At 70.0% G+C, this 16206-nt stretch carries 12 protein-coding genes; all 12 read right to left on the bottom strand.

The features are described 5' to 3' along the window. Positions 1–50: 50 nt before the first annotated feature. Positions 51–725, bottom strand: a complete 675-nt coding sequence (locus D7W82_RS16220) for an ABC transporter ATP-binding protein (RefSeq protein WP_120567698.1) — start codon at positions 723–725, stop codon at positions 51–53. A 2-nt stretch (positions 726–727) separates the two neighbouring features. Further along, a complete protein-coding gene (locus D7W82_RS16225; protein WP_120619225.1) occupies positions 728–3097 on the bottom strand; it encodes an ABC transporter permease in 2370 nt (789 codons plus the stop codon). A 12-nt stretch (positions 3098–3109) separates the two neighbouring features. Then, positions 3110–4669 carry a lysine--tRNA ligase gene (lysS, locus tag D7W82_RS16230; protein ID WP_120619226.1) on the bottom strand — a complete coding sequence of 520 codons (1560 nt, stop codon included), beginning with the start codon at positions 4667–4669 and terminating at the stop codon, positions 3110–3112. An 89-nt stretch (positions 4670–4758) separates the two neighbouring features. Beyond that, positions 4759–5139 (bottom strand): anti-sigma factor, encoded by a 381-nt coding sequence (locus D7W82_RS16235; protein WP_014395488.1) that lies wholly within the window; start codon positions 5137–5139, stop codon positions 4759–4761. Then, complete coding sequence (locus D7W82_RS16240) at positions 5136–5768, bottom strand: RNA polymerase sigma factor (protein WP_120619227.1); 633 nt, start codon at positions 5766–5768, stop codon at positions 5136–5138. The genes D7W82_RS16235 and D7W82_RS16240 overlap by 4 nt, the downstream gene beginning before the upstream one ends. A 159-nt stretch (positions 5769–5927) precedes the next feature. Continuing rightward, positions 5928–7050, bottom strand: a protein-coding gene (gene prfB, locus D7W82_RS16245; RefSeq protein WP_233587644.1) for a peptide chain release factor 2 whose coding sequence is annotated in 2 segments (ribosomal slippage) — positions 5928–6980 and positions 6982–7050 — 1122 coding nt in all. Because the reading frame shifts where the segments join, the coding sequence is not laid out codon by codon here. Positions 7051–7100: 50 nt separating this feature from the next. Next, on the bottom strand, positions 7101–8423 hold the full coding sequence (locus tag D7W82_RS16250; RefSeq protein WP_120619228.1) for a DUF4105 domain-containing protein: 1323 nt from the start codon (positions 8421–8423) through the stop codon (positions 7101–7103). 51 nt (positions 8424–8474) lie between these two features. Further along, positions 8475–9356, bottom strand: coding sequence for an rRNA maturation RNase YbeY (ybeY, locus tag D7W82_RS16255; protein ID WP_171427316.1), 882 nt, complete (start codon positions 9354–9356; stop codon positions 8475–8477). Further along, on the bottom strand, positions 9353–11866 hold the full coding sequence (locus D7W82_RS16260) for an HD family phosphohydrolase (protein WP_120619229.1): 2514 nt from the start codon (positions 11864–11866) through the stop codon (positions 9353–9355). The genes ybeY and D7W82_RS16260 overlap by 4 nt, the downstream gene beginning before the upstream one ends. Before the next feature lie 213 nt (positions 11867–12079). Then, positions 12080–13129 (bottom strand): PhoH family protein, encoded by a 1050-nt coding sequence (locus D7W82_RS16265; RefSeq protein WP_120619230.1) that lies wholly within the window; start codon positions 13127–13129, stop codon positions 12080–12082. A 96-nt stretch (positions 13130–13225) separates the two neighbouring features. Continuing rightward, the gene (locus tag D7W82_RS16270) at positions 13226–14344 is read right to left on the bottom strand and encodes a DUF4388 domain-containing protein (RefSeq protein WP_120619231.1); all 1119 of its coding nucleotides are present in this window, start codon (positions 14342–14344) and stop codon (positions 13226–13228) included. 3 nt (positions 14345–14347) lie between these two features. Further along, positions 14348–16206: tetratricopeptide repeat protein (locus tag D7W82_RS16275; RefSeq protein ID WP_147439353.1), on the bottom strand; the 1859-nt coding region annotated here is incomplete at its 5' end.

A 16206-nucleotide genomic window follows, 5' to 3' on the forward strand; every position in this document is an offset into this window, starting at 1 on the left:
GCAATGTACGGGATGGGGGGAGGGCCCCTCAATCCAAAAGCGAGCGGCCATCAGGCCTCCGACACCTGCCCGCCAGCCAGTCTCAGGCGGCGGGGCATGGAGCGAGCAAGCGTCTCGTTGTGCGTGACGACGACGGCGGTGATGCCCAGGTCCCGGTTGACGTCCCGGAGCAGCTGGTGGATGCCCTCGCCTGTCGTGGGATCCAGGTTGCCCGTGGGTTCGTCCGCGAGCAGGACCGCGGGCTTGAGCACCAGGGCGCGCGCCAGGGCCACGCGCTGGGCCTCGCCGCCGGACAGCTCGCCGGGGCGGTGGTCCACGCGGCTGCCCAGGCCCACGCGCTCCAGGAGCTCCCGGGCGTAAGCGTACGAGGGGCCGCGGTCCCGGCGCTGGATGAGCGCGGGCATGGCCACGTTCTCCAGCGCGGTGAACTCCGGCAGCAGGTAGTGGCTCTGGAAGACGAAGCCGATGGTGCGGTTGCGGAACTCGGCGATCTCCGCGTCGTTCATGGAGAAGACGGACTTGCCGTCGAAGAGGACTTCACCGGCGGCGGGGGCGTCCAGCGTGCCCAGCACGTGCAGGAAGGTGCTCTTGCCCGCGCCGGACGCGCCAATCATGGAGACGAGCTCGCCGGCGTTGATGTCCAGAGACACGTCGCGCAGCACGTCAATGCGCTTGCCGTGCAGGAAGTAGCTCTTGAAGACGTTGCGGATGGACAACAGCGCCATGGCTACTCCGCCTTCAGACCTTCCACCGGTTCCACGCTGCTCGCCTTGAGGGCCGGGTAGATGGACGCCAGGTAGGTGACGAGCACCGCGATGATCACCGCCAGCGCCGTCTGCACCGGTTCGATGCGCACCGGCAGCGCGGGGATGTAATAGACCTCCGGATCCAGCTTGATGCCGACCTTCTCGATGAAGAGGCACCACGCGAGGCCGGAGAACAGGCCCAGCACGCCGCCGGCCACGCCAATCTGGAGCCCTTCGGCGAGGAAGATCTTCACGATGCCGCCGTCCGGGACGCCCAGCGCCTTGAGGACGGAGATCTCCTTGCGCTTCTCCAGCACCAGCATGATGACCGTGGCGACGATGAGGCCCGCGGCGACGATGATGATGATGGACAGGATGATGCCCATCACCAGCTTCTCCAGGCGCAGCGCGGAGAAGAGGTTCTTGTTCATCTCGCCCCAGTCGCGCGCGCGGTAGGGGTAGCCGCCCAGCACGCGCACCACCTGGTTGGCGATGCGGCGCGCGTCGTCGATGTCCGCCACCTTCAGTTCGATGCCGGTGGCGCCCTTCACCGCGAAGAAGTCCTGCGCTTCCTTGAGCAGGATGTAGACGAACTTGGAGTCGTACTCGTACATGCCCGAGTAGAAGACGCCCGCCACCCGGAACGCGCGGCTCTTGGGGATGGGCCCGGACGGCCCCAGCTCCGTGCCCAGGGGCGACACGACGTTCACCCGGTCCCCCACCACCACGCGCAGCGACGCCGCCAGCTCCCGGCCGATGATGATGCCCGGCAGCACCGTGGGCTTCGCGGGCTTGGAGGGCTTGCCGATGATGGGGTCCTCCTCCTCGGCGTCCTTCCGGCCATCCGCGTCCTCCACCGCGCTGCTGGGGAGGATCTTCCCGGGCTGCTCCAGGTGGCCCAGGTCGCCGCCGGGCAGGATGTTCTGCGGCAGGTCCGTCACCGAGCCGACCGTGTTCGGGTCGATGCCCTTGATGATGACGCCGTCGACGTTGCCCTCAGAGGCGATCATCACCTGGTTGATGATGAAGGGCGTCTGGCCCACCACGCCGGGCACGCGCTTCACCTGCTGCATCACCTTGTCGTAGTCCGGCAGGTCGCCTGCGTAGCGCGACACCACCGCGTGCGCGTTGGTGCCCAGGATCTTCTGCTGGAGGTCGGCCTCGAAGCCGCTCATCACGCTGAGCACGATGATGAGCGCCATCACGCCCACGCCCACGCCGCCCACCGACAGGGCGGTCATCATCATGGTGGGCGACTGCTCGTGCAGCTTCATCCGGTGCTGCGCGGACGCGGCGGCGAGCGGATCCGCCAGGCCCAGGGACTTCACGCGCGTGCGCTCCACGGCGGCCTCCGCCCCGCGGATGATGAAGTAGACGATGAGCGGCGGGATGATGCCGAACATCAGCACCGCGAGCGCGCCCAAGAGCAGCGACGGGCGGAACACCGCCACGTGCCGGCGCGCGACGAAGAGCTCGAAGCCCAGCCGCAGATCCACCCGGCCGCTGCCCGCCGCGATGAAGCCCGTGTTGATGCCCAGCACCAACGCCAGCACCAGCGCCGCGAAGACGAGCCAGTACGCCAGCTCCGGCCGGCCGATGAGCCCCGCGACGTACGTCACCTCGCGCAGCCGGTAGCCCAGCGCCAGCTGCAGGGACGGCACGCGCTCCATCAGCGACAGGAGGATGGGCACCGGCAGGCCCAGGTAGAACACGCCGATGGTGGCTTCCGGGAACGACAGCCGCTGCGCCCGGGACGCGCCCACGAAGCCGGACGCGAACGCCACGCCCATGCTCACCATGAACGCGATGGCGAAGGCGATGGTGGGCGGCAGCGAGAGCCCCCCGGCCGCCTCGCGCGCCGCGCCGCCCAGATCCGACGGCACGCCGCTGGAGAGGACGGTCTGGAGGAGCAGCAGCACCAGCTCCGCCAGGAGGATGCCGCCGCCGTAGGCGCCCAGCGTGCTCCAGTAGAAGTCCCGGTAGCGCGCCAGGCGCGGGTACAGGGGCGCGCCCGCGGCGGGGCTCGGCCCCTCACCGGATGCCGGCGCGCGGCGGATGCCGGCGGCGATGAGGCCCCAGCCGGCCAGCCAGACGAGCGTCCCGGCCACCAGCGCCTTGGGGCCGGCCACGGCCGTGGCCTTCTGGGCGCCCAGGGCGAGCGCCCCGGCGTCGAAGGACTGGACGAGCCCGCCCCACCCCACGAAGGAGAGGCCCAGGGCGCCGGCCACCTCGGCCCACGCCTCGGACTCGGAGATGGCCACCCCCAGGAGGATGGCTCCCACGAGTGCCACGAGGGCGCCGGCCCACAGGAGGGGCCAGCGATAGTCGGTCTGCCGTTCGGCGGGGTGCACGAGGCCTCGTGGCTACTTCGCCAGCGGCTTGAGGAGGGGGAAGAGAATCACGTCACGAATGCTGGCGGCGTCCGTGAACAACATGGCGACGCGATCAATCCCGATGCCTTCACCGGCCGTGGGCGGCAGGCCGTGTTCGAGGGCGCGGATGTAGTCCTCGTCGTAGTCCATGGTCTCCTGCTGGCCCCGCTGCTTCGCGTCCAGCTGGGCCTGGAAGCGGCCCTTCTGGTCCAGGGGGTCGTTCAGCTCGGAGAAGGCGTTGGCGATTTCCCGGCCCGCGACGAAGAGCTCGAACCGGTCCGTGACTTCCGGGTTCTGGTCGTTGCGGCGGGCGAGCGGGGAGACGGCGGTGGGATACTGGGTGATGAAGGTGGGATGGATGAGCGTGTGCTCGACGTGGGCCTCGAAGAGGGCGCCCACCAGCTCACCGTGGTGCATGGCGTCCACCGCGCGGCGCTCCGCCTCCGAGTGGACCGTCTTGAGCAATTCGTGACGCAGGCGGTCCACGTCCACCATGTCCTTGTCGGACAGGCCGGGGACGGCTTCGCGGATGGCCTCCGGCATGGGGATGCGCTTCCAGCCCTTGCCGAAGTCCACCGTGTGCTCGCCGTACTTCACCTTGGAGTCGCCGGTGACGTGGCGGGAGGCCTCCGTGAGCATCTCCTCCGTGAGGTCCATCAGGTCCTCGTACGTGGCGTACGCCTGATAGAACTCCAGCATCGTGAACTCCGGGTTGTGCCGGGTGCTGATGCCCTCGTTGCGGAAGTTGCGGTTGATTTCGTAGACGCGATCCATGCCGCCCACCACGAGCCGCTTCAGATAGAGCTCGGGCGCGATGCGCATGTAGAGGTCGATGTCGTACGTGTTGTGGTGCGTGATGAACGGCCGCGCCGCCGCGCCCGTCACCAGCGGGTGCATCATCGGGGTCTCGACCTCGACGAAGTCCCGCCCGTCGAGGAAGCTCCGGATGAACTTCACCAGCTTGCTGCGCTTGAGGAAGACCTGCTTCACGTCCGGGTTGGAGACGAGATCCAGGTAGCGCTGGCGGTAGCGGACCTCCACGTCCGTGAGGCCGTGCCACTTCTCCGGCAGGGGGCGCAGGGACTTGGTGAGGGGCACGAACTTCGTGGCGGACAGGGACAGCTCGCCCGTCTTGCTGCGGAAGACGGGGCCCTGCACCGCGACGAAGTCGCCCAGGTCGCACTGCTTGAAGACCTCGTAGAGGTCCCCGAGCGCGTCCTTCTTCACGTGCGCCTGGATTTCCCCGGAGCGGTCGCGCAGCTTGATGAAGGCGGCCTTGCCGAACGAGCGCATGGCCACGATGCGGCCGGCGACGTCGTAGGCGGGCGCGTCCTTCTCCAGGTCCTCCATGGAGTGGTCGGCGTGCGCGGCCAGGATGTCCGCGGCCCGGTGCTTCGGGGCGTAGCCGTTGCCGTAGGGGTTGAAGCCGGCCTCGCGCCACTTCTGGGCCTTGTCCAACCGCTGCTGGTAGATCTCCTGCTCCTTGGAGCCGGAGTCCACCGCTTCGCCGCTCTTCTCACCTGGGGGGGTCTTGTTCTCGGGGTCGGCCATGACGCGCTCGTATGAAAGGCGCGGCACCGTAGCCAAGCCTCCCCCGGTACGCAACGCATCCCAGGGGGTGGCGGCCCCGGAAATGACCGTCAGGAAGACATCAAGAGAAATGCGCCCACCGCCGCGGCCAGGAGCAGCGGGATGAGGATCTCCACCGGGAAGCGGTGCTGGGCATGCGCCAGGTGCAGGCCTTTCAGGCCGAAGCGGCGCTGGCGGCGCACGCGGGCGGCCACGAGCGACGCGAGCGCGGGCGGGGCCTTCTCCCGCTCCACCGTGCGCACGCGCTCCACCGTGCGGGCGTACCGGTCCCACCCCTGGCGGCACTCCTCACAGCCGTCCAGGTGGCTGCGCACCGCCTGCTCCTGGGGGGCGGCCAGCTGTTCATCGGCGAGCGCTAGAAACAGCGCCCTCGCCTCGCGGTGATCCAATCGCGGTTCCACGTCCGTTGACCTCCACCCGCCGCCGCTCATGGTTCGAAGCGCCCCAGCAGGTTCGCCAGCTTCTCGCGTGCCCGGTGGAGCCGGCTCTTCACGGTCCCCTCGGGCAGCTCGGTGATGTCGACAATCTCGTCGTAGCTCAGGCCCTCGATGTCACGCAGCGCCACCAGCATGCGCGCATCGGGGTCCAGTTGGGAAATGGCCCGCTGCACCCGGGCCCGCTCACGCGCCGCGTCCAGGGCGGCGTCCGGCTGCGGTGGGGCTCCCCCACCCTCGGCGATGGCGGCGGCGCTCACCTCGTCGAAGACGTCCGAGCGCCCCCGCCCCCGGCGCTGGAGGTACTTCAGCCGGTTGAGGCAGTGGTTCTTGGAGATGCGGAACAGCCACGTGGACAGGCGCGCGTCCTCGCGGAAGCGGCGGACGTTCTGGTGCACGCTGACGAAGATCTCCTGCACCAGGTCGTGGGCCTCCTCGCGGTCGCCCAGCATGCGGAAGCAGAAGTCGTAGAGGCGGTCCTGGTGCTGGAGCACCAGGGACTCGAAGGCCTCCGGGTCGCCGCGCCGCAGCCGGACGAGCAGCGCCTGCTCCTCGCGGCGCGGGTCGGCCAGGGCCTCGGAGGCCAGGGCCTGCTGTCCGACGTCGAGCACTCCGCCCGGTGACACCCGCGCCTCCTGTGTGTACGGCCCACTCCATCCTACCGCACCACCCTGCCCCGCCCCCTGACACCCGCCCCGGGAAAAAGGTTCCCGGGCAAGGAAAAACCCCTCCCGGACCTGTAGGCCCGGGAGGGGTGGGATGCGTCCGGACAGGACCGGCGGCGGTTAGTCCGCGGCGGCGTTGCGGTTGGGGTTCTTCACGCCCAACAGCTGCGCGGTGACGAACTCGTCCAGGTCGCCGTCCAGCACCTTGTCCACGTTGCCCGTCTCCACGCCGGTGCGCAGGTCCTTGACCATGCGGTACGGCGCCAGCACGTAGCTGCGGATCTGCGAGCCGAAGGAGATGTCCTTCTTGGCCGCCTCCGCCGCGTCGCGCTCGGCGTCGCGCTTCTTCATCTCCAGCTCGTACAGCCGGCCGCGCAAGATCTGGAAGGCCATGTCCTTGTTGGCCGACTGCGAGCGCTCCGTCTGGCAGGTGATCATGATGCCCGTGGGCAGGTGCCGCAGCTGCGCCGTGGACGACGTCTTGTTGACCTTCTGGCCACCCGCGCCACTGCCGCGGATGAACTTCAACTCGTAGTCCTTCTCCGGCAGGTCAATCTGGATGCTGTCGTCGACCTCCGGGTAGACGTCCACGGAGGCGAAGGCCGTCTGCCGGCGCGCGTTGGCGTCGAAGGGGCTGATGCGCACGAGCCGGTGCACGCCCACTTCCGCCTTGAGGTAGCCGTAGGCGTTCTCGCCCTCGATGCGCAGCGAGACGTTCTTGAAGCCCGCCTCTTCGCCCGGCAACGCGTCGCTGATCTCGACCTTCCAGCCCTTCGTCTCACCGTAGCGCGTGTACATGCGCAGGAGCATGGCGGCCCAGTCCATGGAGTCCGTGCCGCCCGCGCCCGGGTTGATGTCCATGAAGCAGTTGCTGCGGTCCTGCGGGCCGGAGAGCATCCGCGCCAGCTCCAGCTTGGCGACCTCGCCCTCCAGCGACGCGAGCGTGCCTTCCGCCTCCTGCGCGCTCGCCTCGTCGTTCATCTCCGCCGCCAGCTCCAGCAGCGTCTGCGCGTCGTCCAGCCCGCGCAGCGTCTTGTCGAAGGCGCCCACGCTGGCCTCCAACGTGGACTTCTCCTTCAACAGGCCCTGGGCCTTGGTGTTGTCGTTCCAGAAGTCGGGCTGCGTGGAGTCACGCTCGATCAGCGCAATGCGGGACCGCTTGCGGTCGAGGTCAAAGATGCCCCCGGAGCGCGTTGAGGCGCTCCTTCAGGGCGTGGATCTTCTCCATCGAGTCGTTCGCCATGGTGTTCGTCGTCTCCTTCGTTGCGAAACAGTTGGGAAAGCCGGGGTGTTTCAGGAGGCCTTGAGCGAGGTCACCCGCGCATCCTGACGGGGCGGCGTGCGCGCCGTTCCTGGCACGAGCGCCCGGAGCCGGTCCAGCCAGAACGCGCCGGCCATGCCCAGGGAGATGGGCAGGATGAGCGCGATGGCGCGCCAGTTGTCCTGGTCGAACCAGGGCAATATCTTGACGACCAGCCCCAGCGCGCCCGTCACCGCGAGCAGGCCCCACACCCACCTGAGCCGCGCCCGAGCCTTCGCGCTGTTCCAGGTGAGGCGCAGGCCGTACGGCACGGCCAGCAGCGTCAGCGGGTTCGCGAGGAAGAGGTTCTCGTTGTGGTGCGTGACGACGTGGTTCGTGCCCACCCACATCACCACGAGCGCCAGCCCGGGGATGCCCAGCACCAGCCCCACCACCACGTTCTCCAGGCCCAGGAGGATGCGCGCGGCGCGGCTGCCCTTCTTCTCCCAAGCGGCCAGGCCCAGCGCGGCGCCGCCCAGGAGCACGCCCAGCGCGAGGATGTACGGGCCGAAGGCGGGGGGCTGCGCGGGAGGCCGGGGGCGCGTGGGCGACGCGTAGAAGTTCCACTGCTTCTCCACCAGCGACACCGGCTGCCCGTCCGGGCCCGGCACCTTCAGCTCCGCCACCTGCTGCTCCAGCTCGTCCGGGAGGAAGGCCTCCTCGCGGCGGGTGATGGGCTTGTCGATGGAGTCATTCATCATGAAGTCGAGCAGGAAGCTCACGGGCGGGCTCACCGCCGTGTAGCGCCGCGTGTGCTCGCGCAGCGTCATGCGGGCCGGGGCCTTCTCCGCTTCGGACAGCCGGCCGCCCACGGCCACGTCGATCATGTCGCGCAGGCGCGTCACGCAGTTGTCGCTGTAGTGCTCGTAGAGGTAGTCGCGGTTCTCCGGCAGCACGTTGTCCGCCAGCTTCTTCGCCACCGTCACGCGCTGCTCCGGCGTGAGGTTGAGCTCCTGCACGCGCACGTCGCGCCCCAGCGACTTGTAGAGGCGGAAGGTGCCGTTGACGCTCGACTCACCGACCCAGAACTCCAGGCGGCCCTTGGCGAAGTGGACCACCGTCTGGTCGTCGAACGAGTACATCCCGTAGTTGTAGAGCCGCTGCATGCCGCGGGCGCGGTCCTCCACCACCAGCGAGCCGTGGCCCCACCACGAGAAGACGTCGTCGCCGGGGCTGAAGGTCACCAGCCAGATGGACAGGTCCTCGCCCCGGCTCTCGCCCGTGCCCCATGGCGGCACCGACGCGGCGCGCGCGGAGGACGCGGACAGCAGGAGACCCAACAGGCTTGCGACGATGAGAGACGACAGGCGGGGCATCGTTCCATCCAACACGAGGCACGGGGGGCCGCAAGCCCCCCGGCGGGGATTTCAGATGAGCTTCGCGCGGCGCTCGCGCGAGTCGATGGTCAGCGAGTCCGCCACCATGCCCCGCTCACCCAGGAGCTGCTCCTCCAGGGCCGCCATGCGCTTCGCGTCGCGAGGCTTCTCATGGTCATGCCCCAAGAGGTGCAGGAGGCCATGCGCCAGGTAGCGGCCCATCTCCGACTCCAGCGTGCGGCCGTACTCCTTCGCCTGCCGCTTCGCCGTATCCAGGGAGATGACCACGTCGCCCAGCGGGCGAGGGCCCGGGGTGCCCTTGGGCAGGTCCCCCGCGGGGAAGGACAGCACGTCCGTGGCCTTGTCCTTCTGCCTCCACGTGCGGTTGAGCCGGCGGATGGCCCGGTCCCCCACGAGCGACAGCGACAGCTCGCAGCCCGTGAGCCCCAGGCGCTTCAAGTAGTCGCGGGCCCAGGTGGTGAGCAGGCGCTCGTAGTCCGCGCCCTGCCCGTGCGCCACCTGCACCGTCACCAGGTTGTCCGCGGCCTTCGCCTTGGGCGCCGGCTTTTCAATGTGCGCCAGCTCCACGCGGAACGCCGGGGCGCAGATGGACCAGTAGTCACACGCGCCCTGCGAGTCGTTGCGGTACACCACGCGCTTGCCGCGCGGCACCAGGCCCACCTCGCCCGCGCCAATGCGCTCGCGCTTGCCGTCCACCACCAGGGTGAGCTCGCCCGTGAGGACGAGCACCACCTCGTCGAACTCCGGCGTCTGCGCGGGTTCGCTCCAGCCCGGCGGCGCCCGCATGCGCGCCACGGAGGCGGACTCCGTCTGCGTGCTGGCCACGCCGACGAACTCCTCGATGCGCTTGCCGTCGTCGCGCGGAATCACCTTGCCCTTGCGCAGCTTCACGCCCTCCACCTTGCGGCTCATGACATGCCCGCCGTTCGCACCTTCGGGTCCTTCGCTTCCGTCTTGGCGGGCGCGGGCGCCATCATCAGCGGCGCGCCTCCGCCCTTGCCCCCACCCATGGCGCCCGCCGGGTAGACGGGGCGCGTGTGGTAGATGCCCTCCAGCGTGTGCAGGAAGGACTGGGCGATGAGGTTCAGGTCCTTGAGCGTCAGGTCGCACTCGTCGAGCTGGCCCTCGGAGAAGATGATGTTGATGATCTTCTGCACCTGCGCCTGGAGCTTCGCGCTGGTGGGGTCCGGCATGGAGCGCGTGGAGGCCTCCACCGCGTCGGCGATCATCACCAGCGCCGCCTCGCGGAACTGCGGCTTGGGGCCCGGGTAGCGGTAGATGCTCTCGTCGATGGGGGGCGCGCCTTCCTTGCCCTCCTGCTCCTTCAAGGCCTTGTGGAAGAAGAAGCCCACCGTGCGCGTGCCGTGGTGCTGGGGAATCGCGTCCGCCACCAGCTTGGGCAGGCGGTACTGCCGCGCCATCTCCAGGCCTTCCGTCACGTGGCGCTTGATGATGACCGCGCTCATCGCGGGCGCCAGGCCGTCATGCCGGTTCTCCCCCTTCTGGTTCTCCCCGAAGTAGAGCGGGTTCCGGCCCTTTCCGATGTCGTGGTAGTACGCGCACGAGCGCGCCAGCAGCGGGTTCGCGCCAATCGTCTCCGCCGCGTTCTCCACCAGCGTGCCGATGATGATGGAGTGGTGGTACGTGCCGGGCGCCTGGACGATGAGCTCCTTGAGCGCCGGGTGGTTCAGGTTCGCCAGCTCCAGGAGCTTGATGTCCGACGCGTAGCCGAACGTGGCCTCGATGAGCGGCGTCAGCGCCATCACCATGACGGGCACGGCGAGCGCGGAGCCGAAGAACGCGCACACCGCGGTGATGACCGTGTCCCCGGCCAGGCCCTTGCCCTCCACGAGGAACAGGAAGAGCACCGCGATGAGGTTGGCCACGCCGGTGACGAGGCCCGCGCGGAAGATGCCCACGCGGTCCTTCGCCTTGACGATGCGGTCCGCCGCCACCAGCGAGCCCACCAGCGTGTAGATGCCGAACGCCAGCGAGTTGCCCAGCATCACGCCGACGAGGCACGCGAACACCATGGCGAAGAACAGCGCCAGCTCCTGCGCCAGGATGAAGCGCACCAGCATGGCGCCCGCCGCCACCGGGAAGGCGTAATAGAACGCTTCGATGGGCAGCGCCGTGTAGCGGTCCTGCACCGCGTCCGCGATGGACACCCAGACCTGGAGCAGGCCCAGCAGGCCCACCAGCAGCAGGCCCAAGAGCACGCCGTCCTTGCGCGTGGGGCGGAAGCGGCGGAAGGCCGCGCGGCAGAAGCCGTAGAAGGCCACCACCAGCAGGGCCACCAGGCCCGTGCCGCCCACCTGCAACTGGAGCAGGTCCAGGCGGTCCGTCTGCGCGCGCATCCCGCGCAGCATGACGAGGTGTGTTTCGTTGACGAGCTCGCCGTCGCCGATGACGCGCTGGCCCTTCTTGATGGCGATGACGGCGTCCTTCACCGCGTCGCCCGCGAGCCGGCGGCGCAGGTCCGTCTCCGCGATGTTGATGGTCAGGCTGGGGCGCACGAGCCGCTTGGCGAGTCTCAGCACCGCGCGGCGCTGCACCGCCGGGGCCTCCGGGATCACGTTGCCGGGCACGGAGGCGAACCGGTCCTGCTCCTGGTGCGCCTCGCGCATGTCCACCACCTGGGCGGCGCCCGCGGGCAGCGTCTCCTCGTTCTTGTGCTGGACGTCGCGCACGGTGAGTCCCTGGGGCGCTTCGCGCACCAGCTCATCCCGCGAGCCGGCCACGTACACCTGGCTGCCGTCCGCGCGGTAGGCCCGGTCCAGCAGCACCAGGGTGGCGGTCTCCGACTCCTCCGAGAAGCCGTTGGCGACGAGCGCCTGGAAGTCCTCGGACTCCAGCCCCGCGTCCCGCTGGCCGAAGAGCTGCTCCTGGAACCGGGCCTGCATCTCCTCGCGGTCGCGGCGCTGGCGCTCCAGGGCCTCCGGGGCGAGCGGCACGGGGCGGCGGCGCTTGGACTGGCCCTCCTCCGGAGGGGTCTCCTCGGCGCGGGCGTCCTTCTCCTCCTCCAGGTGCTCGCGCGCGGAGGCGAAGGCCGCGCGCACGGACGCGCGCAGGTTGCCCACCACCGCCGGGTTGAGATCGTACACCGGGCGCACGGCGCTCCGGGCCTCGCGGCGGCGCTGCTCCGTCATCGACTGGTGGACGATGTCGTAGTCGCGCGCGGCCTTGAAGCCCGCGGGCGAGTTGGCCCGGAAGGGCTTGCCCAGGTTCTCCGTGGTGAGCGCCGGAATCTGCTGGCTGTAGAGGCCCGGGGAGATGACGAAGCCCGCCCCCACAGAGACGACAAGCAACAGCAGGGCCTGCACGATGCGCCGACCCCACTCCCCACGCCGCCCGAGCCCCAGGCGGACCGCGAGCGCGTCCAGCGGACTGGGCCCGGGGGTTGGTGATTCAGGATCGGCCATGGGGGAACTCCTCACCCTGCGAAGACGTCAGGCTCCCTAGAAGGAAGCAGCGACGGGGAAAATTCGTGAGGGTGGGACAGCCGCCGCCTGGACGCCAGTTCGCTCTGCGAAATTTGCGGGTAAGCCAACAGGCAGCAGTGTAGGCCCCCCAGCGACTCCACCCCGTCCCGGCGCAAGGCTGGGAGCGGGGGTGGCGGGTGCGGCGTCACGACTTCAGGACTCCGCGCCTTGCGCCGGAGGGGCGGCGGCCGGGGCCTCCTTCTGGGCGGCCTCGGAGCGCTCGTAGGCGCGGATGACCTCCTGCACCAGGGGGTGGCGCACGACGTCCACGTCGGAGAACTCCGAGAAGTGGATGCCTTCAATGTTCCGCAGCACGGAGCGCGCGTGGTTCAGGCCGGACAACTTGCCCGTAGGCAGGTCCACCTGCGTCACGTCGCCGGTGATGACCGCCTTGCTGTTGTAGCCCAGGCGGGTGAGGAACATCTTCATCTGCTCCACGGTGGTGTTCTGCGCCTCGTCGAGGATGACGAAGGCGTCGTTGAGGGTGCGGCCGCGCATGAACGCGAGCGGCGCGACCTCCACGACGCCCTGCTCCACCAGATGCTGGGCGCGCTCCACGGCCATCATGTCGTGCAGTGCGTCGTAGAGCGGGCGCAGGTACGGGTTCACCTTCTCCGCCAGGTCGCCGGGGAGGAAGCCGAGCTTCTCACCGGCCTCCACTGCGGGGCGCGCCAGGATGATGCGCTTGACCTTGCGCTCCTGGAGGAAGGCGACCGCCATGGCCATGGCGAGGTACGTCTTGCCGGTGCCGGCGGGGCCCACGCCGAAGACGATGTCGTGGGCGCGGATGGCGTCCACATAGCGCTTCTGCGCGATGCTCTTGGGGGCGATCTGCCGGTTGCCGGAGCTCTTGAGGACGGTGCCGAGCATGACCTCCTGCAGCGACTCCGTGCCGCGGCCCAGGACCTTGATGGCCTGCTCCACGTCCTCGCGGTAGACGGGGCGTCCGGCGCGGATCATCTCCTCCAGGTTCTCCACCAGACGCACGGCGAAGGCGACCGCGTCCGCGGGCCCCGACAGGAGCAGCTCCGTACCGCGCTGCCCCACCCGGACCCCCAGGCGCCGCTCCATCAGCTTGAGGTTTTCGTTCTGGTTTCCGCAAAGGGCCTGGGTCGTCTCGTTGTCACGGACGTCCACCTTGGCGGAGGTGGGAGTGGTTTCAGCGCGAGCTGCGGGCACTTCCAGCGTGGCGGGATTTCGCAATGCGCGTCATTCCTCGTTCAGTGATCGCTCGCCCTCAATTTAACGCCGCCCCTCCCCCCACGCCCGCCATCTCTCGACGGCGAGCCTGCCCGCGGGCTAGCGCACGGGCGGTAGGAGGATGAACTGCCGGGCGTCCGTGCGGCGGTAATAGTACTCCTCCCGCCACGGGTAGCGCAGTTCCTCCGGACTCAACAATCCGGCATCCACCAAAGCATCCAGCCGCTCCGGGAGGGTCCCCTTCTCCAGCTGGAACACCTCCAGCGCGGCCTCGATGCGGACGCGTTGGGCGTGGGCAATCTGACGCTGGGCGGCGGGATCCCCCAGCCGGGAGGCGCCGGGCTCGTGCCCCTGTCGCCCGACCCAGCGGGACGCGATGAAGGCCAGGCCCGCGATGACCGCCATGGTCACCGCGACGCGGCCCAGGAGGCCGGCGACCCGGGCGACGAGGCGGGTGTCCTCCGGCACGGGCGCGCGGCCTTCCGCGTCGATGGCGCGCACGTAGTCGCCCTTGACCAGGTTGTAGAGCGCCTTGCAGGTCTCGAACTCGCCCAGGCCGCAGAGGTCCACCATGCGGCGCAGGTCGCGCCCCACGGCGATCTCCTCATAGACGTGGCGCTCCGACGGACCGATGACGCCCAGCTCCCCGCCCTCGTCGGCGTGGGCGCGGGGCGGCGGGAGCGCTTTGACGCGCTCGAAGGTCATGTCGTCGCGGTGGATGCGCTTCCGGATGACGGGCCACTCGTCCACCATCCGGAAGCCCTCCATCAGCACCGTCTCCGCGCGCAGCGGGGTGATGCCTTCGGGGCCGGGCTCCACGGGCTCCTGGATGAACTCGTAGGTGCCCGCCTTCCAGGTGAAGAGGCGGTAGAGCGTCTCCGTCACCTGGAGCTGGGCCATCTGCTGGAAGCGCTCCGCGGTGAGGGCGTGGCTCTGCACCAGCACGTCGCCCAGACGCTTGAGGGTGCGCTTCTGGACCTCCAGCGCGGCCTCCAGCTGGGTCTCCGTGATGATCTCAGCGCGCACCAGCATGGCGCCGATGAGCTCCTTGCGCTTCCGGGTGAGGCTTTCGGCCTTGATGATGTGGCCGTCCTGGAAGCCGACGCGCACCTCCTGGTCCTTGTTGCGCAGGTGGAGCGTGCCCGTCTTCTGCTGCTGGCCAATCAGCTGCAGGATGTCACCGATGCCGAAGTCCTTGAGGGTTCCCTTGAGGGCCATGGCTCAGGCCTCCCCCCGCTGGTGGCGGCGCAGGCCGCGCAGGGTCAGCAGGTAGACGAAGAAGAGGACCGTGCCCGCGGGCACGAGCTTGAGGTACAGCGGCGCGTCGCCGTAAGGCGTGCGGACGAGGCCCCGGTGGAGCACCAGCGCGGCCACGGCGAAGCTGAACAGGAAGGCGTAGAGGGCGCCCCGCACCGGCAGGCCCGTGCCCACGTGGCCCGCGCCGGACACCAGGCTGCCCAGCGCGTACGTCACGCGCTTCGTCCAGGCCTGGTGACGGTCCACCTCGCCCTGCTTGCGCGAGCGGAACTCCTTGGGCACCTGGCTCTTGCGCGCGTAGACGTGGACGCACTGGCCGCACATCGCGCCGCCCACGGACAGGTCCTTGTCGCAGCGGAGGCAGACGGCGTTGCCGCACCGCTCACAGCCGCGCGACGCCTTCATGCGCCGGGAGGCTTCTCCGAAGACGGCGACGAGGGCCGCGAGCGCCGCGCTCAGTCCCCAGCCCACCGGGCCGGCCGGCAGGACGGGTGACAGCCACCGTCCCACCTGGCCCTCCACGCGGGCGCCCTCCTGGGTGCCGTCCGCCAGGCCCATCCAGTCGCGCTCCGGCACCGTCGGGGCCAGCAGCAGGAGGTTGAGCAGGGGGCGGTCCTCCGGCGGCGGATCCCTGCGCAGGAGCGAGCTGTCCAGGGCCTGCGCCTGGGCGATGGCGGAGGTGGAGCGGTCCAGCTCCTTGCCCAGCTGATCATCCGGCAGGAGCCGGGCCCGGCGCCGGTACACCTGCCCCAGGTTGTAGTGCGGCGCCGCCATGGAGGGATCCGCCTGGGACGCCTGCGTGTAGAGGAGCACCGCGCCGTCCACGTCGCCCAGGCCCAGCAGCGCGTTGCCAAAGCGCGTGAGCATCCGCGCGTCGCCTGACTTGAGGGCGGAGGCGGCCTTGAAGTCAGCCCGAGCCTCCTCCAGCAAACCCCGGCGCGCTTCATACCAGGCGAGCGCGCCCAGCTCCTGGAAGCGGGCGGTGCGCGCCTCCGCGCGGGCACGCACACGCGCCGCCGCGCCCTCCGCGGACAGGCCGCCGCGCTCCAGGAGGTAGACGTCCTCCGCGGGCGTGCCGGCGAACACGGTGAAGCGCGTCAGCGTCCCCGCGGCGAGCGGCATCACGCCCAGGCCCATCAGCAGGACCGCGGCCACCCAGCGCTCGGCGCGGCCCACGTACAGCGCGACCGAGGCGAAGAGCAGGAGCAGCACCGGCAGCAGGCCCGCGCCCAGCACCGCGGGCAGCGCCAGGAGCATCAGGCCCAGGAGCCCGGACTGCCAGCGCGTCACCGCCCGGGGGAACAGGTGGTGGAAGTCATGCAGCGCGTAGCGGATCCGCCGCAGGAAGAGCACCGCGACCACCGCCACCGCCGTGGCCGCCCACGCCGCGAGCACCAGCGCGCCCAGGTCCGTGAGCGCGGGCCGGCGGTAGCGGGCGTCCGCGAGCAGCGTCACGAGGGCGGTCTTCCACTCGCCCAGCCCGCGCGTCACGTTCAGCGGATCCGCCACCACGTAGGTCTCCGCCCGGGCGAAGCGCGCGGCGGGCAGCCCGGGCGACAGGGCCACGGCCACGTCCAGGAGCGCGAGCGCGCCCTTCAGGTCCCCGGCGCGGCGGCGGACCCCGGCCTCGCGCACGAAGCCCATGCTCAGGGGTTCCAGGTCGGAGGCGAGCACCTCCTCGCGCAGCGTGAGCAGCTCCTTCTGGGCGGCTTCCGCCGCGGCCAGGTCGTTGCGGGAGCGGGCCGCCTTCCACTTCTCCCAGACGGCCAGCAGCTCCGCGTCCGTCACCTTCGGCGCCATCACCGGGGTGACGGCGCCGAAGG

Origin of the sequence: Corallococcus sp. CA049B, from assembly GCF_003611685.1 — a bacterium.
In the GTDB taxonomy this organism is placed as follows: Bacteria; Myxococcota; Myxococcia; order Myxococcales; family Myxococcaceae; genus Corallococcus; species Corallococcus coralloides.

Coding starts and splice junctions, on each gene's coding strand:
- ybeY (WP_171427316.1), bottom strand. CDS start 9,356: ATGAGCCGCAAGGTGGAGGGCGTGAAGCTGCGCAAGGGCAAGGTGATT.
- D7W82_RS16270 (WP_120619231.1), bottom strand. CDS start 14,344: ATGGCCCTCAAGGGAACCCTCAAGGACTTCGGCATCGGTGACATCCTG.
- D7W82_RS16250 (WP_120619228.1), bottom strand. CDS start 8,423: ATGCCCCGCCTGTCGTCTCTCATCGTCGCAAGCCTGTTGGGTCTCCTG.
- D7W82_RS16260 (WP_120619229.1), bottom strand. CDS start 11,866: ATGGCCGATCCTGAATCACCAACCCCCGGGCCCAGTCCGCTGGACGCG.
- lysS (WP_120619226.1), bottom strand. CDS start 4,669: ATGGCCGACCCCGAGAACAAGACCCCCCCAGGTGAGAAGAGCGGCGAA.
- D7W82_RS16235 (WP_014395488.1), bottom strand. CDS start 5,139: ATGAGCGGCGGCGGGTGGAGGTCAACGGACGTGGAACCGCGATTGGAT.
- D7W82_RS16220 (WP_120567698.1), bottom strand. CDS start 725: ATGGCGCTGTTGTCCATCCGCAACGTCTTCAAGAGCTACTTCCTGCAC.